This is a genomic window from Pseudomonas sp. LB1P83 (assembly GCF_054897885.1).
In genome coordinates this window covers 3756183-3780088 of sequence record NZ_CM142709.1, presented here as the reverse complement: position 1 = coordinate 3780088, position 23906 = coordinate 3756183, and the positions used below count along the sequence as shown (strand labels likewise).

Annotated in this window: 22 protein-coding genes and 2 pseudogenes; 9 read left to right on the top strand and 15 right to left on the bottom strand. The window is 59.3% G+C overall.

Annotation, left to right across the window (positions count from 1 at the left end):
* Positions 1-83: 83 nt before the first annotated feature.
* The 8 genes from ACYZTY_RS17475 to ACYZTY_RS17440 all read right to left on the bottom strand — a co-directional run bounded on the left by ACYZTY_RS17475 (position 84) and on the right by ACYZTY_RS17440 (position 4005).
* The gene (locus ACYZTY_RS17475) at positions 84-1085 is read right to left on the bottom strand and encodes a glycosyl transferase family protein (protein WP_461954764.1); all 1002 of its coding nucleotides are present in this window, start codon (positions 1083-1085) and stop codon (positions 84-86) included.
* Complete coding sequence (locus ACYZTY_RS17470; RefSeq protein ID WP_461954763.1) at positions 1082-1417, bottom strand: TusE/DsrC/DsvC family sulfur relay protein; 336 nt, start codon at positions 1415-1417, stop codon at positions 1082-1084. Before ACYZTY_RS17470 ends, ACYZTY_RS17475 begins: the two co-directional genes overlap by 4 nt.
* Entirely contained in the window at positions 1414-1707 is a 294-nt protein-coding gene (gene tusB, locus ACYZTY_RS17465) for a sulfurtransferase complex subunit TusB (protein WP_461954762.1), read from the bottom strand. Before tusB ends, ACYZTY_RS17470 begins: the two co-directional genes overlap by 4 nt.
* Positions 1707-2069, bottom strand: coding sequence for a sulfurtransferase complex subunit TusC (gene tusC, locus ACYZTY_RS17460; protein WP_461954761.1), 363 nt, complete (start codon positions 2067-2069; stop codon positions 1707-1709). Before tusC ends, tusB begins: the two co-directional genes overlap by 1 nt.
* A 1-nt stretch (position 2070) precedes the next feature.
* On the bottom strand, positions 2071-2463 hold the full coding sequence (tusD, locus tag ACYZTY_RS17455; protein WP_461959344.1) for a sulfurtransferase complex subunit TusD: 393 nt from the start codon (positions 2461-2463) through the stop codon (positions 2071-2073).
* A gap of 205 nt (positions 2464-2668) precedes the next feature.
* Entirely contained in the window at positions 2669-3373 is a 705-nt protein-coding gene (locus tag ACYZTY_RS17450) for a YoaK family protein (RefSeq protein WP_461954760.1), read from the bottom strand.
* Positions 3374-3408: 35 nt separating this feature from the next.
* Positions 3409-3738 (bottom strand): DUF6388 family protein, encoded by a 330-nt coding sequence (locus ACYZTY_RS17445; RefSeq protein WP_461954759.1) that lies wholly within the window; start codon positions 3736-3738, stop codon positions 3409-3411.
* A gap of 21 nt (positions 3739-3759) precedes the next feature.
* Positions 3760-4005, bottom strand: coding sequence for a hypothetical protein (locus ACYZTY_RS17440; RefSeq protein WP_054053620.1), 246 nt, complete (start codon positions 4003-4005; stop codon positions 3760-3762).
* A gap of 162 nt (positions 4006-4167) precedes the next feature.
* Between ACYZTY_RS17440 and ACYZTY_RS17435 the strand changes: the two genes are divergently transcribed.
* On the top strand, positions 4168-4518 hold the full coding sequence (locus ACYZTY_RS17435) for a hypothetical protein (protein ID WP_461954758.1): 351 nt from the start codon (positions 4168-4170) through the stop codon (positions 4516-4518).
* 146 nt (positions 4519-4664) lie between these two features.
* Here the strand turns inward: ACYZTY_RS17435 and ACYZTY_RS17430 are convergent, their stop codons facing one another.
* Positions 4665-5096, bottom strand: a complete 432-nt coding sequence (locus tag ACYZTY_RS17430; RefSeq protein ID WP_461954757.1) for a GNAT family N-acetyltransferase — start codon at positions 5094-5096, stop codon at positions 4665-4667.
* Positions 5097-5248: 152 nt separating this feature from the next.
* Here ACYZTY_RS17430 and ACYZTY_RS17425 point away from each other — a divergent pair, with 152 nt between their 5' ends.
* The 4 genes and pseudogenes from ACYZTY_RS17425 to ACYZTY_RS17410 all read left to right on the top strand — a co-directional run bounded on the left by ACYZTY_RS17425 (position 5249) and on the right by ACYZTY_RS17410 (position 8316).
* Entirely contained in the window at positions 5249-5686 is a 438-nt protein-coding gene (locus ACYZTY_RS17425; protein WP_461954756.1) for a hemerythrin domain-containing protein, read from the top strand.
* A 222-nt stretch (positions 5687-5908) separates the two neighbouring features.
* Complete coding sequence (locus ACYZTY_RS17420) at positions 5909-6544, top strand: lytic polysaccharide monooxygenase auxiliary activity family 9 protein (RefSeq protein ID WP_461954755.1); 636 nt, start codon at positions 5909-5911, stop codon at positions 6542-6544.
* Positions 6545-6583: 39 nt separating this feature from the next.
* Positions 6584-7585 (top strand): annotated as a pseudogene (locus tag ACYZTY_RS17415) (chitinase); the annotation flags it as partial.
* Positions 7586-7728: 143 nt separating this feature from the next.
* On the top strand, positions 7729-8316 hold the full coding sequence (locus ACYZTY_RS17410) for an NUDIX domain-containing protein (protein WP_461954754.1): 588 nt from the start codon (positions 7729-7731) through the stop codon (positions 8314-8316).
* 178 nt (positions 8317-8494) lie between these two features.
* Here ACYZTY_RS17410 and ACYZTY_RS17405 read toward each other — a convergent pair whose 3' ends face one another.
* Positions 8495-9010, bottom strand: coding sequence for a methylated-DNA--[protein]-cysteine S-methyltransferase (locus ACYZTY_RS17405; RefSeq protein WP_461954753.1), 516 nt, complete (start codon positions 9008-9010; stop codon positions 8495-8497).
* A 136-nt stretch (positions 9011-9146) separates the two neighbouring features.
* Between ACYZTY_RS17405 and ggt the strand changes: the two genes are divergently transcribed.
* Together ggt and ACYZTY_RS17395 are read left to right on the top strand one after the other, a co-directional pair.
* Positions 9147-10874, top strand: coding sequence for a gamma-glutamyltransferase (gene ggt / locus ACYZTY_RS17400; protein WP_461954752.1), 1728 nt, complete (start codon positions 9147-9149; stop codon positions 10872-10874).
* 68 nt (positions 10875-10942) lie between these two features.
* Positions 10943-11473, top strand: a complete 531-nt coding sequence (locus ACYZTY_RS17395) for a cysteine hydrolase family protein (RefSeq protein ID WP_461954751.1) — start codon at positions 10943-10945, stop codon at positions 11471-11473.
* Here ACYZTY_RS17395 and ACYZTY_RS17390 read toward each other — a convergent pair.
* Positions 11470-12365, bottom strand: a pseudogene (locus tag ACYZTY_RS17390) (LysR family transcriptional regulator). The gene ACYZTY_RS17395 and the pseudogene ACYZTY_RS17390 sit on opposite strands and share 4 nt — an antisense overlap.
* Positions 12366-12513: 148 nt before the next feature.
* Here ACYZTY_RS17390 and ACYZTY_RS17385 point away from each other — a divergent pair.
* Both ACYZTY_RS17385 and ACYZTY_RS17380 read left to right on the top strand, forming a co-directional pair.
* Positions 12514-14013: a purine-cytosine permease family protein gene (locus tag ACYZTY_RS17385; protein ID WP_461954750.1), complete on the top strand. Its 1500-nt coding sequence runs from the start codon at positions 12514-12516 to the stop codon at positions 14011-14013.
* Positions 14010-14849, top strand: coding sequence for a nitrilase family protein (locus ACYZTY_RS17380; RefSeq protein WP_461954749.1), 840 nt, complete (start codon positions 14010-14012; stop codon positions 14847-14849). Before ACYZTY_RS17385 ends, ACYZTY_RS17380 begins: the two co-directional genes overlap by 4 nt.
* 888 nt (positions 14850-15737) lie before the next feature.
* On the opposite strand, the gene ACYZTY_RS17375 is transcribed toward ACYZTY_RS17380, so the two are convergent.
* From ACYZTY_RS17375 to ACYZTY_RS17360, 4 genes are all read right to left on the bottom strand, one after another.
* On the bottom strand, positions 15738-18761 hold the full coding sequence (locus ACYZTY_RS17375) for an Ig-like domain-containing protein (protein WP_461954748.1): 3024 nt from the start codon (positions 18759-18761) through the stop codon (positions 15738-15740).
* Positions 18762-19247: 486 nt separating this feature from the next.
* A complete protein-coding gene (locus ACYZTY_RS17370; protein ID WP_461954747.1) occupies positions 19248-20576 on the bottom strand; it encodes a TolC family outer membrane protein in 1329 nt (442 codons plus the stop codon).
* A gap of 1 nt (position 20577) precedes the next feature.
* Complete coding sequence (locus ACYZTY_RS17365; protein WP_461954746.1) at positions 20578-21918, bottom strand: HlyD family type I secretion periplasmic adaptor subunit; 1341 nt, start codon at positions 21916-21918, stop codon at positions 20578-20580.
* A 6-nt stretch (positions 21919-21924) separates the two neighbouring features.
* Positions 21925-23661: a type I secretion system permease/ATPase gene (locus tag ACYZTY_RS17360; protein WP_461954745.1), complete on the bottom strand. Its 1737-nt coding sequence runs from the start codon at positions 23659-23661 to the stop codon at positions 21925-21927.
* Positions 23662-23906: the final 245 nt, after the last annotated feature.

Here is a 23906-nt window from a genome sequence, read left to right as displayed (position 1 = left end):
ACTCCTCAACCGATAAGCGTTGGAGAGGAGTCTATTCGCATAGGTTCGATAAAAAAGCGCAAAGGTTTGAGGGTTATGATCGGTTAAATCGATCTGTCCCGAGCGTCCCAATACTGCTGGGCGGTTTCGAAAGCTTGCTCGCGCGTCTGACCGAGGCCGCGCAACGCGAGGGCCATGGTCGAGATCAGCGCCATTTGCGGGTAGCTGTCGACCACATCACCGCGCCAGACGGCTTTCAAATGCTCAGGATCGAGCGAGGCGGGTTTGACGTGGCGTTGGGTCGACAATTGCGGCCATTCCTCGTCCCAGCTTTCGCCGCCGGCGGTGCCGTACAGGTGGCTGTCGGCGTCCGGGTTGATCTCGATTTCGCCACCATCACCCTTGATCACAATCGCGGTGTCGCCGAGCAAGCCGCTGGCATCGCGATGCACCGCCTGGTAACCGGGGTGGAAGATGCTTTGCAGGCCGCAGCGAGCACCCAACGGATTGAGAATCCGCGTCAGCGAATGGATCGGCGACCGCAGGCCCAAGGTATTGCGCAGGTCGATCATGCGCTGAAGTTGCGGCGCCCAATCCACCAGCGGCATGAACGCCAGGCCAGCGTTATCGAGTGCCGATCCGACCTGCTGCCAGTCGCGGCACAGCGGAATGTTCAGCGCATCCAGCAATTGCTCGCTGTACAGCCGGCCGGCCGTGTGGGCGCCCGCGCCGTGCATGAAAATGCGCACACCGTTCTGCGCCAGGCATTTGGCCGCCAGCAGGTACCACGGCAGATGACGCTTTTTGCCGGCATACGTCGGCCAGTCCAGATCCACCGCCAGCGCTGGCGGGTTCAACCGTTCACGCAGGGCTTCGGTGAACCCGGCCATTTCCTCGGCGCTTTCTTCCTTGTGCCGCAACAGCATCAGGAACGCGCCGAGCTGGGTGTCCTCGACCTGGTCATCGAGCACCATGCCCATGGCTTCTCGGGCTTCGACGCGAGTCAGGTCGCGGGCGCCACGCTTGCCTTTGCCGAGGATCCGTACGAACTGGGCGAACGGGTGTTCGGCGGGCGTTTCGAGGGTCAGCGCTGGATAATCGGTCATAAGCAATTCGTCGGTTTGGGCAGGCCCGCCAGTTTCGCGGCGAGTTTGGCAGGGGTGCCTTTGAACAGTCGGTTCAGGTGCAGGCTGTTGCCTTTTTCCGGGCCGAGCTTCAGCGCGGTGTACTTGATCAGCGGGCGGGTGGCCGGGGACAGCTGGAATTCGCTGTAGAAACTGCGCAGCAATTCAAGGACTTCCCAATGCTCCGGGCTTAACTCGATGTCTTCTGCAGCGGCGAGGGCGGTGGCCACTTCATTGGACCAATCGCTGAGTTCGACCAGGAACCCGTCCTTGTCCAACTCGATGGCGCGTGCGCCGACGGTCAGGGAATTCATAGCCAACTGTTGACCTTGTCGTAGTGGATCGACAGCTCGACGAAGGCCGGGTAATCAATGGCCTTGGCCGCATCAGGAACCTCCAGCGCGCGAGCCTCGGCATCTTCGGCCAGTACGAACAATTTCAAATGGCGAGCATTCAGCGCGTTGAACGGCGCGGTGCCTGGCTGCAACGCATACACCGCGTCACCGGTCAGCAACAGCGCGTCGTTGGCGCCGATTAAACGCAGGCAACTGGTCAGGCGGTCATCGCCGAACGGGGAATGAGACAACACATGCAAAGTCGACATCAGAGGGTGATCACCTGGTCGTAACGGTCAATAAGTGCAGTGATTTCCTGGGCGGCCAGCACCTGGGCTTCTTCAAGCGACCGACCGTCGAGGTCCAGACCCCGTTCGGCAGCGCTGTCGCCACAGACGAACAGGTCTTCAACACCAAACATCGGCAACGCTTGCAGGTTGGCGCTCAGGTCTTTCTGCTGCAGGGCCTTGGCGTTCTGTTTCGCGGCGAGCTGGAACACCCCGTCATCGAGAAACAGCAAGCCGATCGGCAGGTCGAATGCGCCGCCGGCCAGCACGATGTCCAGCGCTTCCCGCGCGTTCGGTCCCGACCACGGCGCCTGACGGCTGATGATCAACAAGGATTTAGCCATCTCACGCACCTCCGAAACAGATCAGGCGGTCAGCGTCTTGCACCGCATCATGCAACTGGCCGAGGCCGGACAATTCCCACGGCGCGCTCACGGAAGCGGCGTCTCGCTGATAGCGCCCGGCTTCCTCTTCGTTCAACACGCCACGGCGCAGGGCGGCGGCGATACACACCACGCCGTCCAATTGATGCTCGCTAACAAAGGCGCGCCATTGCTTGGGCAAGTCCAGCTCATCCTGGGGCGTGACCACGCTGCCGGAGGCGTTGTAGACGCCGTCCTGATAGAAAAACAGCCGGACAATCTCATGCCCGCCGGCCAGCGCAGCCTGGGCAAACAGCAAGGCACGGCGCGAGGAGGGCGCATGGGCGGCGGAAAACAGCGCGATGGCGAACTTCATGACGGACTCGATCAGCAAAACTGTGGGCATGATAAAGCTTTATCGTCGGGGCGGCTAAATCGATGTTGTCTGTGCGGGCCCCATCGCCGGCAAGCCGGTCTCACTCCTACAAGGGATTTTTGTCGTACACAACATTGAAATCCACCACAAAACCCCTGTAGGAGTGAGACCGGCTTGTCGGCGATGGCTGCCTGACAGGCACCGATCAGCGCGGCATGTAACCCAACTGCCACCGCCGCGGAATCTTCAGCGACAGCAACCCGATCACCCCCGCCAGCAACCCGCTGACAAACAACGCCTTGAGCCCAAGATGATGTTCCAGCACGGCACCGAGCACCGCACCGGCAAACATTCCCGTCCAGGGGATCAACTGAACCCGCCAGCCATTGCGCCGCTCACCGAGCATCCATCGCCCCAGGCCGCGGCCGAAGCGCGACAGGGCGCCGGTAACGTAAGTGAGGCCGACCGGCAGGCCGTTCACTTCTTCTACCGCGGCATTGAGCATGCCCATGGCGATGATGGCAGCCAGCAGCGCCGGTAATTGTTCGTCATAAGGCCAGGCCGCGGCGCCGCAGAGCAACATCGCGATGCACAGCAGCAAGGGCAGCGCCCGGCGGCCACCGAGGCGGCTGACGACAATGCCCAGGGCGTTGCCGACGATGAAGGTCGCCACGAGAATCAACAGACGCAAGGTCAGGCCGAGATCGCCGTCGCTGATGGCCACGGCGAGACGGGTGGTGTTGCCGCTCATGAAGGAGACAAAATCGCCACTGGCCATGAAGCCAATGGCATCGGTCATGCCGGCGAGTACCGAGAGCGCGGCCACCAGTGCCATGCCGATGCGCCCGCGCCATTTCTGGATATGCAGATGTCCCGGACTGGCGCGAGAAGTTGAGAGGGATGGCAGCATCGGCGGAAGTCGTCCTCAGGCAGCGACCGTCGTGGTCACTTGCTCAATCCATATAACTCGCAATACTCCAGCCAGTCCATACCGGCCATCTCGGCCACTTCCTTGTGCACTTCCAGGCGCTGAGTATCGTAGTCTTCAGGCGTCGCGGCGGTCAGTTGCAATGTCAGCTCCCAGGCAAACAAACCCAGGCGCTCGGCTTCGGCTTCGAAGGCCTCATGCAAACGCTCGTCGCGATATTGCGCCGGGGTCTCACCCTTGGCCTGAGCCAACAGCGGGTTGAGGTTGTCGAGTTCGACGCGCAGTTCTGGGCGCTCATCGAGAAACGTCTTCAGCGCCTGCTCGTGTTGCTGTTCGGTTGCCGCCATGGTCGCTCCTTGAGGCTGGGGTTACGAAGATTGCTTCTTGGCCTTGGCCGCAGCCGCCAGGCATTCGAGCGCAAACTGCTCGGGGTAGGTCATCTGGATCGGCGTGGTTTCACCTTTGACGGTGCGTTCGCCGTCGAGGATGTAACGGATTCGTTTGTCGGTGACGCCAATTCGCTTGGCGATCCAGGACGGCGTCTGGCCGATCTGGCTGATCAGCTTGTCAGCGTATTCGGCAGTCGGTTTGTAAAACTCGGCGTTGGGGGTCATGACCTTTCCAGAAAAATGGGCCCGGTAAAATGGGCGATGCGACGTTAATGGCGCGACAGGGTGCGCGAATCGTCACTCGGTGTCGCGGTATAAATGAAGTAAAGCAGAACGATACGCCGTGCCACGGTGATACAGTCCGCTTTTTCTTGATGAGCGAACACAATGCGAATTCTGATGGTGGCGCTGGCCGTGACGTTGCTGGCGGGATGCGCCGGCTCGGTGATGAACGATGCCCGCACCAAAGCCCCTTACAAAACCCTGAAATCGGACAAGCCGGAAAAAGTCGTCGCCCAGTGCGTGCAATTTTCCTGGCAGGATGAGGCGGTATTCGGTGTCGATGCCGGCGCGTATCTGCAGCCCGGTGAGAAGAGTGGGTCCACCGTCTACACGCGTTCGGCGGAATCCTTCGTGGACGTAACCACCGATGCGTCAGGCACCGTGTTGAGTTACTACGCGCAGCAGGACGACTTTGTGGCCAAGCGCCGCCTCGCGGCGTTGGCGACCTGCCTCTGAACTGAGACGCTGCCCCACACCGTCCAACTGTAGGCGCTAGCCTGCTGGCGATAGCGTTGGGTCAGTCGACATCTCTGTTGAATGACGAACCGCTATCGCCAGCAGGCTAGCGCCTACAGTTGGAGGGTGTGGATCATATGAGCGGGTTATACGTCGTTGATCAGGCGCTTCTGGAAAAAGAAGCGCTTGTGCCCCGGCGGATAGTCGACGATCTGGCCCAACTCGCTGTAGCCCAGCTTCTTGTAGAACTCCGGCGCCTGGAAGTCGAAAGTGTCGAGCCATATCCCGACGCATTCCTTCTCCCGTGCCAGGTCTTCGGCCATTCGCATCAGCTTGGTGCCCAAGCCTTGCCCTCGGGCCTGTTCCGGCACCGACAGCAACTCGATATACAACCATTGATAAAAGACTCGCCCATGCAGGCCGCCGAGAATCTCGTCGTGCTCGTCGCGGACCAGCAAGGCAATGGGCTCCTGCTTCGAGACGCCGGCCTTTGAGGCGTTATAGGCACGCAACGGCAGCAGGATCGCCTGCTCTTCGGCTTCGGTGGGGTTTTGCGATTGTTCGATTCGCAGTTCCATCAGCTAAATCCTTATGGCCATGAGGGGACAACACCCGCAAGCCTACCGCGTGCCCCGGCGGTTGTCCCAGCGTCTTGAGTGGAACCCTCGCTCGCGCCCGGATGTCTAGCCTAAACAGCGTCATTCCAGAACGCGGCCAATGAGGATCACCCGTGAATATTTTTGAAGCCCTGCGTGAAAGTCACGACCGCCAACGCAGCTATGCCAAAGCGCTCATCGAGACCAGCGGTGACACCCCGGAGCGGGTCGAGGCTTACAAACAGCTCAGGTCCGAACTCCAGGCCCACGAAACCGCCGAAGAGCGCCATTTCTACATCCCGCTGATGGAGTTCGACAACGGCGTCGACCTCAGCCGCCATGCCATCTCCGAGCACCACGAGATGGATGAAATGATGGAAGAGCTGGATAAGACGGAGATGTCCAGCCCGGCCTGGCTGGCGACTGCGAAGAAGTTGTCCGAGAAGGTCCATCACCACTTGGAAGAGGAAGAGCAGAAGTTCTTCCAGATGGCCGGCAAACTGCTCGACGACAAGCAGAAAGAGGCTCTGGCCGGCCAGTACGAGAAGGAATACAAGGCGCAGCTTTCATAGGCTGCATGAAGTCCCCAATTGCTGCCTTGCGCTGTAATCCATTTGCTACACGGGACGTAGGACTTGGATTGGAGTACTGGTTTTATATCCAGTGTTTTCGGATGGTCTGCCACGGCGGACTCATCCGGGCAAAAAATGGGTCGATGGACAAAAAAAACAGCTCCGTTAGGTTGAAGGCCTCTCCTCAGGAAGGAGAGTTATTAAATCAACGGAGTGATAAAAATGAACCAACCACAGACTCAACCTCAACTTCGACACGGTCGTGTCACATCCCCCTCCAGCCGCGGTGCGGTGGCCGTAGAGCTGGGGCTGCTGGGCAACTGGCAAGTCAACGAAATGGAAGGTGGCAAGAACTTCCCGTCGCTGACGGCCGGACCATTTCCGGCGCCGTATCAAACCGACAGCGACAGTGTCACCCCACCCGCTGATGGCTACATCCTCAGTGGTGGCAAGTCTGATGCCCGTGACTGCATCAACTTCACCAACGAGGAATTGAGCCTCAAGCTCGGTCGCCCATTCACCTGGCCTTTGTTGAATGTCGATCCGGGCCAGACTTTCAAGGTCACCTGGGAATACACCGCCCCTCACGTCACCCGTGGCTACAGCTGGTTCATCACCAAGGATGGCTGGAACCCGAAACAGCGCATCAGCCGTGCGCAACTGGAGCCGAAATCGTTCTTCGACGACTTCTACACCCAGGTCCCGTACTACAGCCATTCCGCCGAGATGAAGGCCAAGGTCAACCACGAAGTGAAATTGCCGGGCAACAAAAAAGGCCATCACGTGATTGTGCTGATGTGGATCGTGGCCAACACCGGCAACGCCTTTTACCAGGCGTTCGACGTGGACTTCAAATAGGCCAGCGGTATCAAACTCCACACGTTCAAGGAATAGAACATGTCAACTTTCGACTTTACGTTGCTGAAATCGCCACTCGCCGACGCGGCGTCGTTGATGCCGAGCATTGCCGGCAAAAAGATCCTCATGGGCTTCTGGCACAACTGGCCCGCCGGGCCGAGCGACGGTTACCAGCGCGGCCAGTTCGGCAACATTGCGCTGCAGGATGTGCCCAAGGATTACAACGTGGTGGCCGTGGCCTTCATGAAGGGCAACGGCATCCCGACCTTCAAACCGTACAACCTGTCCGACGCCGAGTTCCGTCGCCAGGTCGGCGTGCTGAATAGCCAGGGCAGGGCGGTGCTGATTTCCCTCGGTGGCGCCGACGCGCACATCGAGTTGCACAAAGGCAACGAACTGCCACTGGCCAATGAAATCATCCGTCTGGTGGAAACCTACGGCTTCGATGGGCTGGACATCGATCTTGAACAGAGTGCGATTGATTTCGCCGACAACAAGACCGTCCTGCCTGCCGCACTGAAACGGGTCAAAGACCATTACGCCGGTGAAGGCAAACACTTCATCATCAGCATGGCGCCGGAGTTTCCGTACCTGACCACTGGCGGCAGATACGTCGGCTACCTCCAGGCTCTGGAAGGTTATTACGACTTCATCGCGCCGCAGTATTACAACCAGGGCGGCGACGGAATCTGGGTGCAGGAAACCAATAACGGCAACGGCGCGTGGATTGCCCAGAACAACGACGCGCTGAAAGAGGACTTCCTGTTCTACCTGACCGAAAGTCTGGTGAGCGGTACTCGGGGGTTCACGAAGATCCCGGCGGACAAGTTCGTGATCGGCCTGCCCGCCAACGTCGACGCGGCGGCCACCGGTTACGTGATCAACCCGGCGGCAGTGGTGAATGCCTTCAAGCGTCTCGACGCCAAGGGGCTTTCGATCAAGGGCCTGATGACTTGGTCGGTGAACTGGGACAATGGTGTTAACAAAGACCATGTGCCTTACAACTGGGAGTTCAGTCGTCGTTACGGGCCGTTGATCAATGGCAAGCAGCTCTCTTTCCACGAAGAAAGCAGCGTGATGCCTGACGTCGCCAGCCAGCAGTAAAAAGAAGCCCGGCAGAGATGCCGGGCTTTTTCGTTTTCGCCTACCATGGGGATCTTCTGACGAAAAAAGGATGCGTTGTGATGGCGAACACAGCCGAACGGGTCAACATCATTGAGTCTCAGGTGTTGTCCCACAACTGGTACCTGCTGAAGAAAATCACCTTCGACTATCAGCGTAATAACGGCGACTGGCAGCGCCAGACCCGCGAGGTGTACGACCGTGGCAATGGCGTGGCGATTCTGCTGTTCAACCGCGAGAAAAGAACCGTGGTGCTGACACGCCAGTTTCGGCTGCCGGTGTTCGTCAACGGCCACGATGGTTTGCTGATCGAAGTGGCGGCGGGGCTGCTCGAAGGTGCGGCACCTGAAGAACGCATTCGCGCCGAAGCGGAAGAAGAAACTGGTTATCGCGTTCACCACGTGCAAAAGGTGTTCGAGGCCTACATGAGCCCGGGCTCGGTCACCGAAAAACTGCATTTCTTCATCGCCGAATATGACGCCGCGTCGAAAGTCAGCGAGGGCGGTGGGCTGGAAGAAGAGACCGAAGAACTGGAAGTGCTGGAGTGGACATTCGACGAGGCGCTGGAGGCGTTTTATCGCGGAGAGATCTGCGATGCGAAGACCATCATGTTGCTTCAGTATGCGGCGATGAAAAACATCTTCGCCTGAACCACGCGTACCCCTTGTAGCAGCTGTCGAGCACCGCGAGGCAGCGTTCGGCGGCGGAGCCGTCGTAAAACCTGAGCATAAGGTTTTCCTGAAACACCGCGTTGCCGGATCTCACGACGGCTTCGCCGCCGAACGCTGCCTCGCGGTGCTCGACAGCTGCTACAGGTATTCTGGTCCGTCAGAACAGATCGCCTGTTCGGCTGGCCCCCGACCACTCGCAACCCTCCAGCGTCAACAACCGTTCCTTCGCCTCAAGCCCGCCGGCAAACCCGGTGAGTTTCCCGGACGCCCCAATCACCCGATGACACGGCGCAACAATCGAGATCGGGTTCTTGCCATTCGCCGCACCCACCGCCCGGACCGCGCTCGGATTGCCAATCTGCTCGGCGATCTCGCTGTAGCTGCGCGTCTCGCCAAACGGAATGGTCAGCAGCGCCTGCCACACCTTCTTCTGAAAGTCCGTTCCGGCAAAATCCAGTTCCAGCTCGAAGTGATTTCGCGTGCCGGCAAAGTATTCCTGCAGCTGCTGAGCGGCGCGTATGAGGATCGGGTTATCCGGTGCTTCGTTCATCGGGCCAAGCCGAACCCGGTTCGGTTTGTCCTTTTCCCAGAGGATGGCTGCCAGTCTTGAATCTTTCGCGACCAGCTTCAGCTCGCCGACCGGAGACGCCATGGTGGTGAAGGTGTAAGTCATGCCGGCGAACTCCGCAGAAGGGCTGAACAGAGGCCAAGCATACTGCCTCGACAGGGAGGCGCAATACGCAATCCCAGCCATACTGGCTACTGCTCTTGACGCGTTTCCTACTTTAAAAACAAGAAGAGACCGACTCATGAAGTTCGAACCTTTTGCCAAATCGCTGATTGCGACCTCCTTGGCGCTCAGCTGCCTCAGTGCACACGCGGCCTCCGTGGCCCCGGTCGCGGCCGAAAACGGCATGGTCGTCACGGCCCAGCATCTGGCCTCCCATGTGGGCGTCGATGTGCTCAAGAACGGCGGTAACGCCGTCGATGCCGCCGTCGCGGTGGGTTATGCGCTGGCGGTGGTCTATCCCGCCGCGGGTAACCTGGGTGGCGGTGGTTTCATGACCGTTCAGCTGGCGGACGGGCGCAAGACCTTCCTCGATTTCCGCGAAAAAGCCCCCCTGGCTGCCACTGCAAACATGTACCTCGATAAAGAGGGCAATGTCGTTCCGGACCTGAGTACCCGAGGCCACCTGGCCGTTGGCGTGCCAGGCACCGTGTCCGGCATGGAACTGGCGCTGAAGAAATACGGGACCAAATCCCGTAAGGAAGTTATCGCCCCGGCCATCAAACTCGCCGAAGACGGTTTTGTGCTGGAGCAGGGCGATGTTGAATTGCTGGAATACGCCACCGACGTGTTCAAGAAGGACATCAAGGATTCCGGCGCGATCTTCCTGAGCAACGGCGAGCCGATGCAGGTCGGGCAAAAACTGGTACAGAAGGATCTGGCGAAAACCCTGCGGGAAATTTCCGAGAAGGGCGAAGACGGTTTCTACAAAGGCTGGGTGGCCGACGCCATCGTCACCTCCAGCCAAGCCAACAAGGGCATCATCACCCAGGCCGACCTCGACAAATACAAGACCCGTGAACTGGCGCCGATCGAGTGCGACTACCGGGGTTATCACGTGGTGTCGGCACCGCCGCCAAGCTCCGGTGGCGTGGTGATCTGCGAGATCATGAACATCCTCGACGGCTACCCGATGAAAGACCTGGGCTACCGCTCGGCCCAAGGCATGCATTACCAGATCGAAGCGATGCGCCACGCGTATGTGGACCGCAACAGCTACCTCGGCGACCCGGACTTTGTGAAAAACCCGATCGCCCACCTGCTGGACAAAAACTACGCGACTAAAATCCGCGCCGCGATTGATCCGAAAAAGGCCGCCGTATCCAGCGAACTCAAACCCGGCGTAGCGCCCCATGAAGGCAGCAACACCACGCATTACTCCATCGTCGACAAATGGGGCAACGCGGTATCGGTGACCTACACCCTCAACGACTGGTTCGGCGCCGGGGTCATGGCCAGCAAAACCGGGGTCATCCTCAACGACGAAATGGACGATTTCACCTCGAAAATCGGCGTGCCCAACATGTACGGCCTGGTGCAAGGCGAAGCCAACGCCATCGCTCCCGGCAAGGCACCGCTGTCGTCCATGAGCCCGACCATCGTCACCAAAGACGGCAAAGTGGTCATGGTGGTCGGCACCCCCGGCGGCAGTCGTATCATCACCGCCACCTTGCTGACCATCCTCAACGTGATCGACTACGGCATGAACATCCAGGAAGCGGTCGATGCACCGCGTTTCCACCAGCAATGGCTGCCGGAAGAGACCAACCTGGAGACCTTCACGACCAGTCCGGACACGGTGAAGATGCTCGAAAGCTGGGGGCACAAGTTTGCCGGGCCGCAGGATGCCAACCATGTGGCGGCGATTCTGGTGGGCGCGCCTTCGCTGGAAGGCAAACCGGTGGGCAAGAACCGCTTCTATGGGGCCAATGACCCGCGCAGGAATACCGGGTTGTCGCTCGGTTATTAGGGGTTGTTTTTCAAAGGGGACAGATCTATTTTCTGTCCCCTGATCTACCGACCTCTCAAGGAAGGACTATGACTACTGCACTGCTGATCATCGACGTCCAGCACGCCCTGTGCACTGGCGAGTACGAATGCTTTGAGATCAAACGCGTCATCGAGAACATCAACGCTCTCAGTGCCAAGGCTCGCGATGCTGAAATTCCAGTCATCTTCATCCAACACGAGGAGGGTGACCTGCTGAAACACGGGTCCGAAGGCTGGCAACTGGCGGACGGGCTGGAGACATCACTCCAGGACCTGCGCGTACGCAAAACCACACCGGACTCTTTCTATCAGACCGATCTGCGCCAACTGCTGCAAAAGCGCGACGTTGATCGCCTGATCATATGCGGTCTACAAACCGACTATTGCGTTAACGCTACTGTTCGCCAGGCACACTCGTTGGGTTACGACGTAGTGCTCGCTGCCGACGCCCATTCAACTGTCGACAACGGCAACATGCGTGCCGATGACATCATCGCAGAACACAATAAGGACTTGGAGCGCCTGTCCGGTTCGGTGGCCCGGATCGACGTCATCCGGACCAGCGAAATACGCGTCTAAGTACTGAAAATATCGATCAGTTCATTCAGGAACGCGCTCACCAAATCACGCTGACGCGCCGAATGCCGAACCGCCGCATGAAACCCCACCTCATAACGCAGCAGCTCGGGATTCAGCGGATGCAATTGCCCCAGTTGTTCATGCTTCGCCGCATAGTGCTGCGGCAGAAAGCCCAGGTGCTGGCCAGACAGAATGAGCAGCGCCGCGCCGTCCATGCTGTCAGTGAGCACGGTCAGGCGTTCGATCGAGGTGGGCGTGGGCATTTCCGGTAAGGGGTGGCTGGGCCAGACCCAATCGAAATCGCTGACGTCCTCCCGGGTCAGCTGGCCCACTTGCTCAAACAGCGGATGAGCAGGGGCGCAGTAGGCGATCTGGGTTTCCTGGAACAAGGGGAAGTAATCTATGTTGGGCAAGCGGTGCCAGAAGTAACCGATCGCCAGATCAATATGGCTATTGATGATTTTCTCTTCCAACAATGACGACGACAGTTCCGTGAAGTGGAAATACAGGCCTTCGTGGCGCGATCGCAAACGTGCGATGGCCAGGGCGATTTTCTTGCAACGGGATCGATCTGACCGAGCAGACCGATGTTGATATTGCCGGACACCTTGCGATTGATGTGCTGGACTTCAACCCGGAAGCCTTCTGCCGCCGCCAGCAATCGGCGCGCCGCCTCGACAAACTGGTCGCCCTTGGGCGTCATCGAGAATCCACCGCGCCCTCGCTCGCACAGGCGAAATCCCACCCGCGCTTCCAACGTCGCCAGTTGCGCACTGATGGTGGGCTGCGTGGTGTTGAGCGCAGTTTGCGCGGCCGAGATGCCGCCTGCCTCAACGACGGTCAGAAATACCCGGATCAAGCGCAGATCCAGCTTCGATACAATGCCCAGCATGGGTGTCCCTCAATGTTCACTCACATAGACGCAGCTCTATGTGAACAGTGTGCCTGCGATATTTTACAGCCCTGATCCAGGCCCTACATTGCAATGAAACCGGCGCTTTGCCCATAAAAACAACAATCAACTGCATAGGAACAATCGTATGTCAGGGTCTCCTCATTCTGCGCACGCCATCGAGGCGAGTGGCGGGTTGGCCATCGAAGGCCACTCAATCGATTACATCCCGGAAAACGAACGTCACGCCAAGCTCAGCAGTCAGGGCCCATTCTGGTTTTTGGGCAACTTCCACTTCTTCACCATCTCCATCGGATTTGTCGGCCCAAGCCTCGGATTGTCGGCGCTGTGGACCATGGTCGCCGGTGCGCTCGGAATCATGTTCGGCACGATCTTCATGGCCTTCCACGGCTCGCAAGGTCCCGAAATGGGCCTTCCGCAAATGATCCAGTCCCGTGCCCAGTTCGGGTATCGCGGCGTGATCCTGGCCTTGATGGCGACGATGTTCGTGTTCGTCGGCTTCAATGTGGTGAACATCTCGCTGATCATGAACGGCCTGGAACATGTCTTCGGCGTCGACCCGACCATCGTCGCCATTGCTGTGGTACTGATTGGCGCGTTGCTGTCGATCTACGGCCACGACCTGATGCACAAAGCCTTCAAGTGGGCGTTGCTGGCGACTCTGCCGCTGTATGCGCTGGTCACCATCGCGCTGATGTTCGGTGCCGGCCAGGAAGGCGTCACACCGGCGACCGATCTGGGTTTCAGCTGGGTGGCGTTCGCCACGCTGTTTGCCATCGGCGCGAGCTACAACATTTCTTATGCGCCGTATGTCTCCGACTATTCCCGATACCTGCCGAAAAACACCAGCCGGCCGAAACTGATCGCCGCCGTGTTCATCGGCGCATCGTTGTCAGGCAGCTGGATGATCGGCCTCGGCGCCTGGCTCGCGCAGCAGTTGAAAGCGGCGGATGCGCTGGTGGCGCTGAACCAGGTCGGATCGTCGATGATTCCAGGCCTGGGCAATGTGTTGGTCATCGTCTCGGTGGCGGGTTTCCTGCCGATCATCGCGCTCAACACCTACAGCGCCATGCTGACGTTGTTGACCGGCGTCGACTCGATCAAAAAGATCACGCCGACACCCCGCGCCCGGGTGATGTCCATCTCCGCGATCAGCCTCATCCTGTTGACCTGTGTGCTGTCGATCAAAGGCGATGGCATCGCCCTGTTGAACACCTTTCTCGTGCTGCTGTTGTACTTCCTCGTGCCCTGGACCGCGGTCAATCTGGTCGACTACTTTTTCGTGCGCAAAGGCCGCTACGCCATCCCGCATTTCTTCACGCCGAAGGGCATTTATGGCGCCTGGCAATTTCGCGGGATCGTCTCGTACCTCATCGGCTTTGCGGCGATGGTGCCGTTCTTCTACATCTTCGATGCCGCCGCCGGTAAAGAGGTGTTCGTCGGGCCGCTGGCTCGCATGCTCGAAGGCGTGGACATCGCCTGGCTAGTGGGCCTGGTGGTTTCCGGCCTGACGTATTACCTGCTCAGCCGCTCGATCGACCTTGAATACGAACGCCGGATCATCGACTCGATCACCGAGAGCGACATTGTTGCCATGGCTCATCAGCCTGTGGAGGAGGGGCGTTGAATAGCGTGAAAAATACTGTAGTCGCCTGCTGCCAGGTGGCACCGAAAATAGGCGATCTTGCTTACAACCGGACGCTGACTGAACGAGCGATTCGCTCGGCGGCGTTGCAGGGGGCTCACGTGGTGGTGCTGCCTGAACTGGTGCAAAGCGGCTATGTATTCAACGACCGCAGCGAAGCATTGTCCTTGTCCGAAACGGTCGAAGGACTGACCTTGAACCTGTGGTCGGCACTCGCCCGCGAGCTGAACCTCGTCGTGGTCGGCGGGTTTTGCGAACGGCTGGAGGGCGATGAATTGGCTAACAGCGCGGCAATGATCGATGCCCAAGGCCTGCGTGCTGTGTACCGCAAAGCTCACCTCTGGGATGCCGAAAGCGAAATCTTCAGCGCCGGTAACGCCGCGCCGCCGGTGGTCGAAACGGCTCATGGACGGATCGGCGTGTTGATTTGCTACGACCTGGAGTTTCCGGAGTGGGTGCGACTGCCTGCGCTGGCCGGCGCTGATCTTCTTTGTGCGCCGGTCAACTGGCCCGACGGACCGCGACCACCGACTGAACGTCCGGCGGAAGTGGTGCGGGTTCAGGCCAATGCATCGGTCAACCGGATGTTCATTGCCGCGTGTGACCGGCATGGGCATGAACGCGGGGTTGGCTGGGTGCAAGGTTCGGTGATCGTCGATGCTGACGGTTACCCGTTGGCTGGGCCGGCGGAGCAGGGGGGTGAGCAGATTTTGCTGGCGACACTTAACCTCGCTGACGCACGGAACAAGCGCATCAGTGCGCGTAATGATTTGCATCGGGATCGGCGGCAGGGGTTGTATGGATGCGTCGAGGAGTGACGCGGTAGCCCGCTCTTTCGCGATGGGCAGCAAGCGGCCATAGAGGACATCAATGCAGTAAGAAGATTGTGGTATTTACCGTTTATTCTTAATCGAATAACAAGCCGATAAGATTCCAGCCTACCCCTATAGTAAAAATTAGAAGAATGAGTATAGACGTAAGCGTTATCGACTCATGGGGCATGACGGTAGCTCCATAAAATAGCAAAGTACTATGAGCGGCGAACTTAGGGGGGCATTTTATTATCTATTGAATGCATATGCCTTGGGAGTGCCGCTGACCCGGTTGAAGCAGCTTTACTCTTTCGATTAATGTGCTAGTTAACGTTCAGCAAGCTCTATGCCAAACTTTAAGAGCCTATAAGTTCAGCCGGTGTAACCAATTTTTTGGCCTCTTTCAATATAGGCTGTGGGTAAAAAAGCCCGTTTATGGGGGTGCTTCCTCTGAAATGGGGAGGCATTTTTAAGTTGGTATGGGAAGCGCCCTTCGGGGTGTTGTTCGCGTAGGCGTTTTTACAGGCTTTGGGCCGATAACAGCCGGTTTAGCGAAGTCCTCTAGCAACTGGCTGAGTGGACAGGCGCGTGGGTGCAGGCTTTAGGCGCCATAGGCGGCAGCCGCCACAAAATCCGAGTGACAGTACGAGACTCACGACTCGGACCGAAATTGCACAGGAGCAATTTTAGTCCCGGTCATGAACGTAGAAACCTGTACTAACCGTTTTAGAAACTCTGGACCGAATGCTACCGGTCGCGAATGACTGGAATCGATAGCTGCCGCATCTAAGGCAGCTATCGACCCATTGAGATTTCCGCCCAGGAACGCAACCTGCGAAGCTGCGAGCAGCCCTTCAAGCAATTCCTGAGCAGGCCTGCGGCGTTGCGGTCACGTCAGCGAGGTGCCGAGACCGCCACGGTCACCGTCGCCGGTGTCGACACCGCGCCCTTGGTGTCGCTGGCTTGATAGGTAAAGCTGGCGACGAACGACGCGGCGATTGTGGACGGTGGTGTGTAGATCACACGTACGCCGTCGGTGCTGACCGTGACCGTGCCCTTGCCAGCGCTCGGTTGCGTCAGACCCACCACTTTAAGTGGCACATTACCGTCAGGGTCGGTGTCGTTGGCCAGGACATTGATGGTCAGCGGTTTGCCGTCTCTGCTGGTGGCGCTGTCGGGTTTGGCGACCGGTTTTTTGTTTTCGCCTTCGCCTGTGCGGAAGGTCGGCAGCGCCGCAGAGTTCACATAGGTGACGCCGTCCCAGCCGGGCAGGGGCGTTGGCATCAACTGGAACTGGCCGGGCCTCTCGATGTCCCAGCGCAGCAGCATCGAAGTGTCCTCATGCTGGGTGTTGTGGCAGTGCTCCATGTAGGTCCCGGCGAACTCGCGGAAGCGGATGGCTATTTCCACGTCCACCGAACTGTCGATGCCTTCGCCAATGCGATAAACGTCCTTGCGTGCCCATTTTTCCCATTCCGGCGGCGCCTTGCCGTCGCGGTTGAGGACGATGCCTTCTTCGAAATGCACATGTATCGGGTGGGTCCAGCCGTTGCCGCCGTTCTTGATTTTCCAGACTTCGAGGGTGCCGTCTCCGGAGAACCCGGCATCCGTCGGACCGTTGGCCAGTTGCGGCGCAGCGCTGATTCGCCGTGAGTCCATCTGGAGGCCAAAACCACCGTCGGTCTTGATGGTCCAGGGTTCTTCGTCGGTGCCATCGGAGCGACCGAAGATGAACTCGCGATGCCGCGCCAGTTTGAGTTTGGCCTGCACCGTCGGATCGTCGCGGTTGAGGGTCAGCGGAATCATGATTTTACCCGCCGCCTTGCCCGGTTTGGCCGGCTCGTACTCGGCAGGGTTCATGCTCACATCCGTGCCGCTGTAAGGCTGAACCACCAATTGCATGAATTTGCCCACCACCGGGTCGCCGCCGTCCCATTCCAGCCCTTTGCTACCCAGCTTGAGCACCGCCTTGTACTTCCCGGACAGTACATCGGCCAGGCTCACCGGTTCTATCTCCGGACCCCTGCCGCCCTGGTGCACCATCAGGTTGACGAAGTACAGCTTGTCGCCGGTCTTGATCCCGTTCTTCGCGAAGTTGACGATGATGTCGTAACGCTCGGCGATGCCCTGGGTCGGCAGGATAGCGTTGTGGTCCTGCAAGTCGCCATCGCCATCCATGTCCATGCTGCCGTCGAACGGCACGGCGTGTTCCATGAGGTTGCCGTCGTTGCCGATCAGGTGGAATGGCACGCGGGCATACGACACGCCGGAACCCGCCGGTCCCGGGAATTCGCCACCGCTGCCGGCGATTTCACGCACCAGCGCGATTCTGAAGTAGCGCGACACCGAGCCGTTGAGTATGCGGAAACGATAGCTGCGCGCGCGCACGTTCAGGCGCGGCTGGTACTGCCAGTTGACCAGGATCTGGTCGCCGAGGAAACCGTCGGTGTTGAACGGGTTGAACCACAGCTGGCCGTTCTTATCCCAGGCCTTGTCGGCCATCATGAGGTTGACGTCATAGTCGCGGTTGCCCCAAGGCAGCGCCGAACCGCTGGGCAGGCGCAGGTTGACGCCGTCCTCGACCGCCTCGTTGCCACGATCCAGGGCGCTGTAGTAGTTCATCATCACCGCGTTGCCCTTGTAGACGTTCTGCGCGGTGAAATCGAGCATGTGGTCGTGGAACCAGTGAGTGCTCATGGTTTCGCGCCAGTCGCCGCGGATCTTGATGGTGCCGTTGTTGCAGGTCTTCAGGCCCGGGGTGGCGTCGTTGACGAACAGGGTTTCGCCCGGGGCGCAGGGGAACGCCGCGCGAGGATCTTCAGCCTTGGTGTTGATGGTGTCGTAGCCGGCCAGTTGCATTGGCCAGCGATAGTCGTAGTACTGCCCCGGAAAGAAAAACGCATTGGTATAGCCGTCGCTTTCGGCCGGGTTGTGGCCGTTGTGTTCGTGGGTGCTGAGGGTGTGCAGGCCGAAACCCATGTTTGCGGCAGGGTCGATCGGCAGGGCATTGTAGTGACGCATCAGCACCGGTTGGCCGTAGCGCACCATCAGCAGTTTTGTAGGAAAGGTGCCGTCGAAGGTCCATAACGCTTTGTGGTTCTGAATCGGCATTTTAGGGTGAAAGCGAGTGTCGATGCCTTTGGTGGTGCCCGTGGTGGTCGGGATGTCCGAGGTCTGGTAGTAGAGTCCGCCAGGCCCGAACTCACCAGCGGCGTAGTTGTGCATTTGTCGGCGGTCGCGCATGCCGCCGTTGAGTTTGGCGCCGGCTTGCACGGTTTTGAAGGCGACCTGCGGGTAGAACTCGTTCCAGCGTTGATGGGACCAGCCTTTTCCTGGCGGACGACCTTCGGCCGGCGAACCCACCGGATGGCGGTTGAGGAAGGCTTCAATCTGCGATTTCCAGGGGTTGCGATCCAGCACGTTGGAGTATTGCGACGGAAACGGATAAAGCCCGGGCTGGCGCATGAAGGCTTCCAGTGCCGAACTCGACGGGCCGCTGCGAGCGATGCTGTCCGGGTCCTGCTGTGGCGCCGGGCCGGCAAGGGGCACAGGGAATGTCAGTGTCGGTGCGGGCAGGGTCGGGTCGAGTTTTTCCGTGCCGAATTCCTCCAACAGCAGCAGTTGCTGGGTGTAGGGTTGCGCCCCGAACAACGGGCTGGGTTTGCCGTTGGTGGGGATTTTGAACGAGGTTTGCAGGTTCGGCGGCAGCGCGTTTTCAGCGCGCGGGGTGTTGCGGTCACCGTACGCGCCGTTGGGCAGGGCAATCGCGCCCTGGTTGGTCGACGGCATTGTTTTCAAGGCTTCCAGCGCTGCCGCAGGATCGGCGGGCGGATTGGTATACGCCGAGGGGTCCGTCGGTGGCGGCTGGCTGACATCGTCGAGCGGCACGGCATTGGCGGTGTTGAGGGTAAGGAGCATCGCGCAGGGCAGGCTTGATCTGCGCAAAAAGTAGATGGAATTGCACGGTGGTTTTGCGCGTTTCATTTTTTCAGCCCTCGCGTGATGCCCCGCCGTCTCCATGCTCGGGACGACAGCTAATGCGGGTACACGGAGTGGAGCAACAATTGAGCCACTACAGCAGCGTGAAGAAAAAGTTCAGTTTTATTAACTGGCGGCTTTGTGTGTGACAAGTGATCGAAAAACAGGGTGGGGGAGATTCCTCAAATACGGTGGAAACTCCCCATTTATGGTGGGTGTAATGCCCCGTTTGTGGGAGTGGTAGTTGCCCGTTTTCGACAGTGAAAAATCAGGCAGTCCACAACTGAGAATGCGATTTCATCAGCGCCAGAGCGTTGAGATGGGTTCGGGGGGCGGTGATGAGCGGCGGGTTTTGATTAATCAAAGTTACCCAGAAGTGCGGCGCCGGTCGGCCCTCATTTAGCTCAACCGGCCGACAGGCGAACGTCAGTTGGTGACCAGTAGTTCCGGGCCAAGGTAGTTGTTGATCTGGTCGATATCATCGTCGCCCAGACTGCCCACCGAAGAGGCCAGGCGCAGACGCGACATCAAATAGCGCAACTTGGCCTCGAACAGATCGTGGCGCGCAACGAAGAGCAGCTCTTGGGCATTGAGGACGTCCGAATTGGTGCTGGTGCCGCCTTCCTTGAAACCCTTGCGTGTCGAAGTCAGTGAACGTTCGTTGGACTCCACGGCTCGCTCCAGCGCATGAATACGTTTGGCGCCGCTGTGTATGCCGGCATATTCGCGGGTAGTTCCGGAGATGACTTCTTGTCGCGTGGCGTCGAGTTCGTCCAGGGCCTTGTAACTATTGGCGCTGGCTTGGCGTGTCAGTGCGCTGGTGCCGCCACCGTTGTACAGCGGGAAATTGACTTCCAGCCCGATCGAGCCGTAGCGGTTGCGTTGATTGAGCTCGGAGATTGATTGGCTATCGCCCGCAGTGTAGCCAGCAACGAAATCCAGGGTCGGCCAGTGGCCCGCCCTGGCGCGCTTCACTTCTTCTTCAGCGAGGTTACTGCTATGACGGCGCGCATGGATCAGCGGACTATCGGTCTGAGCCTTGACCAACCAGTCCTGCAGGTTGCTCGGTAGCAGCGGTGGCGTATCGAAGCTTGGACGCAAGGTGGTCAGCGATTCGGGGGTTTCTCCGATGTATTCCTCAAGCTTGCGGCGCGCATTGATCAAGTTGTCCTGCGCCTCGATCAGCTCGGCTTCGGCGAGGTCGCGGCGAGCGACCGATTCGTCGATGTCGGTGACAGTGCCGGCCCCCAGCTCCATGCGCCGTTTCGCCGAGGCGAGTTGCTCATCGAAGGCGCTCAGCTTGGACTTGGCGAGGACGATGGTTTCGCTGGCCAACAGCACGTCGAAATAGCTTTCGGCCAGGCGCACCGCGGCGTCCTGACTCTTGGCATCGAACACCGCGACGCTGTAGTCGGCACGCTGTTTACCTTGGCGGTACTCGGCCATTTTCTGTTTGTTGAACAGCGGTTGGCGCAGTCGCACGTTGGCGCCCTTGGAGTCGTAGTCCAGATCCCTTTCGATACCGCTCTGGCGCTGGGTGCCACTGACTTTGTTGTCGTAGGCCGAGGCACTGATCTGCGGTAGCAGGCCGGCCTGGCCGATGGCGCGGTTTTCCAGCCCAGCCTCTTTTTCATGCACAGCGGCGCGGTAGACGGGGCCTTGGTATTGCAGCAGATCCCAGGCTTGTTTGAGGTCCATGGCACTGGCCGGGAGGGATAACCCCAGCAGGCAGAAGATCAGGCAATGACGGTCCATTTCATTGCTCCTTGAACGAGCTGTCGACACGCTCGAGCATTGGTTTGAGAAGGTAGCTCATCAAGTTGCGCTCGCCAGTCTTGATGGTGACGCTGGCGGGCATGCCCGGACGAATGTGATTGCTGCCAAGCAGGCTCATGCCATCGGGCGTGACTTCTACCTGAGCCAGATAGAACGGTTGCTTGCTTTCCTCGTCGAGCAGGCGGTCGGCGGATATCGTCTTCACGCGGCCTGGGATGTTGGGCGTCTGGGCATGGTTGAAGGCCGGGAAGGCAATGTCCACGGCCAGGCCGGGGACCATCTTGTCGATGGCCTGTACGGGAATCATCGCGTCGACTTGCAGCGGTTCGTTGTCCGGAACGATTTCCATGATCTTGAAGCCGGGTTGAATGATCCCGCCGATGGTCGCGATGCTCAGTGACTGGACCATGCCGTCGATGGGCGAGCGAATCACCGTGTGGGTCACTTCATAGTCCAGCGCACGCAAGCGGTCGGCCAGGGTGGTGTTCTCCTTGGCGGTGTCGGTGAGCTGCGATTCGACTTCCTTCTGGTAATCGTGCTGGCGCTGCAGGATGCGCAGCTTGATTTCGGTGGTCTGGCTCCGTATGCGAGCGATGTTATTGAGGTTTTCGGCCTGGCCTGCGGAGAGGTCGGCATTACTGCGTTCCAGCTCAAGCAGCCGGTTGCGCGGCACATAGCCTTCGGCTGCCAGCACGCGGGTGCCTTGTAGTTCCTGATTGAGGAAGCTGATCTGCGAGGCGCGGGCGCCATAGACCTGCTGCAGACCCTTGAGCTGCACCGCCGACGCTGCGAGGTTTTCCTGCAGGATGCTGATTTCGCCAGCGAGGCCGGCGCGCCGGGTATCGAGCAAACGTTGTTGCAGATCCATGGCGGCCACCAGGCGGTGGTCGTTCCCGAAGCGCTTGAGCAATTCGGGGTCGTAGTTCACTACATCGCGGCCGTCACGTTCCGCTTCCAGGCGGTTTTCCACGGTCTTGCTGACGATGTACTGGGCGCTGACCGCACCCTGTTCGGCAACGGCGCGCAGCGAGTCGAGGCGGACCACCTCCTGGCCTTTTTTCACTGCATCGCCTTCGCGTACAAGAATGGCCTCCACGGTGCCGCCGCTCAGGTGCTGCACGGCTTTGCGATTGCTGGTGACTTTTACCGTGCCTGTCGCTACGACGCCCGCATCCAGCGGCGCCAGCCAGGACCACAGGAGGAAGCCGCCGAAGCCGGCGAGCACCAGCCACAGGCCCCTGCGCATGGGTTTGCCGACGTCCAGATCCACCACGTTTCTGGGATCGGTACGAATCATCTCGATGTGTTGGTTCATTTGCATGATCGGTCACTCCCGTGCTTTGACGGAGGCCAGTGGAGTCGACGCGCCTGCAGGCATCACATTGGTCTTGCGCAGCGCTGCGAATACTTCGTCCCGTGTGCCAAGCATCTGCACGCCGCCGTCACGCAGCATCAGCACCTTATCGACGGCGCAGAGCACGTTGGGACGGTGGGAAATCAGAATGACGGTAGCGCCACGGCCCTTGAGTTGGGCCAACGCATCGACCAAGGCCTTTTCACCGACGTCGTCGAGGTTGGCGTTCGGCTCATCCAGCACAATCAGGTTGGGTTCTCCATACAGCGCGCGGGCCAAGGCGATGCGTTGCTTCTGGCCACCGGAAAGCGGGCTGCCATCGGTGCCCAGACGGGTCTCGTAACCCTGCGCAAAACGCAGGATCATCTCGTGCACTCCAGTCGTTCTGGCGGCGCGGATGACCGCGTCGCTGTCCACTTCGCCAAAGCGCGCAATGTTGTCGGCGATGGTGCCCTCGAACAGCTCCACATCCTGTGGCAGGTAACCGAGCCAAGGGCCAAGTTCGCCCTTGTTCCAGGTGAATATGTCCGCGCCGTCCAGGCGCACCTTGCCGGCCTGCGCCGGCCAGACGCCGACCAGCAGGCGGGCGAGGGTGGATTTGCCCGAGGCGGATGGACCGATGATGCCAAGGCTTTCGCCGGGCGAGAGGTTGAAGCTCACCCCACGCAGAATCGTGTTGCTGGTGCCGGGGGCACCGGCATACACATTCTCCACCGCCAGCATGCCTAGCGGCCGCTGCAGCGACATGCTGGGTGGCCGGCGCGGATAGTCTTCAAACATCTCGTTGAGCCGGCCCCAGGCCGAACGGCAACCGAGCAGTTGCTTCCACGACGCGATGACTTGTTCTACCGGGGCCAGCGCTCGGCCGGTGAGGATCGAGCAAGCAATCATCATCCCGGGGGTGATCTTGCCTTCGATCGCCAGCAGTGCGCCGGCGCCGAGTATCAGCGACTGCAAAGTGATACGCACGAAGCGCCCGGTGCTGCTGATCAGGGCGGCACGGTCGGAGGCCAGGGTCTGCATTTCCAGGATGCGCAAATGGCTTTGGTACCAGCGCTTGCCAATCGACGGCAGCATGCCCATGGCCTCGATGACCTCGGCGTTGCGCAGGTTGTTGTTGGCGTAGCAGGCGGAGGAGAGGGCGGCCTGATTGGCTTCGGCCAGCGGCTTCTGCGTCGCCTTTTCGGTGAGATAAGCCAGGAACACCAGAATCAGCGAACCGATCAGGGTGATCAGTCCGAGCAGCGGGTGGATCAGATAGGCGACCAGCAGGTACATCGGCGTCCAGGGCGCATCGAAAAAAGCGAACAGGGCATTGCCGGTGAGGAACTGACGAACTTGCGCGAGATCTTGCAGGGCCTGGGCCGGATTGCCTCCGGCGCGGCTCAGGTTGCGCTCGAACGCAGCAGTGAAGACGCGTCGGTTGAGGTCCATGTCGAGGCAGTTGCCGACCCGGATCAGCACGCGGGTGCGGACCAATTCCAGTGTGGACATCAGCAAGAACAGTCCGATCACCAGCAAGGTCAGCATCGTCAACGTCGTGACGTTGCGACTGACCAAGGCCCGGTCATAGACCTGCAACATGTATATGGCTGGCGTCAACATCATGACGTTGATGATGCCACTGAACCCGGCCAGCGAATAAAAACTGCGGCGCAGGCGAAAAATCGCGTCGGCCAGTTCGGAGCGGGTGTTCGACTGCTTGTGCATGTTGATAGTCCCTCTCCGAAATCCAGTTTCCCTTTGAGGCAAAACAACTGCAGCAAATGTCGTGCCGGACCCTAGATGTGGTTGCGCAGACAGCTCGTCGACACAAGCTCTAGCGCTCTCAAAAAAGTTCAAAAAATATTTGCGTTCAAGGCAGCAGCGTAGGTGGCGTTTGTCTCTCTAGCGATACAGTTTGAAATAACATTTCGCTCTAGCAGTTGTTATAAATCTCTATATATCCTTAAGGA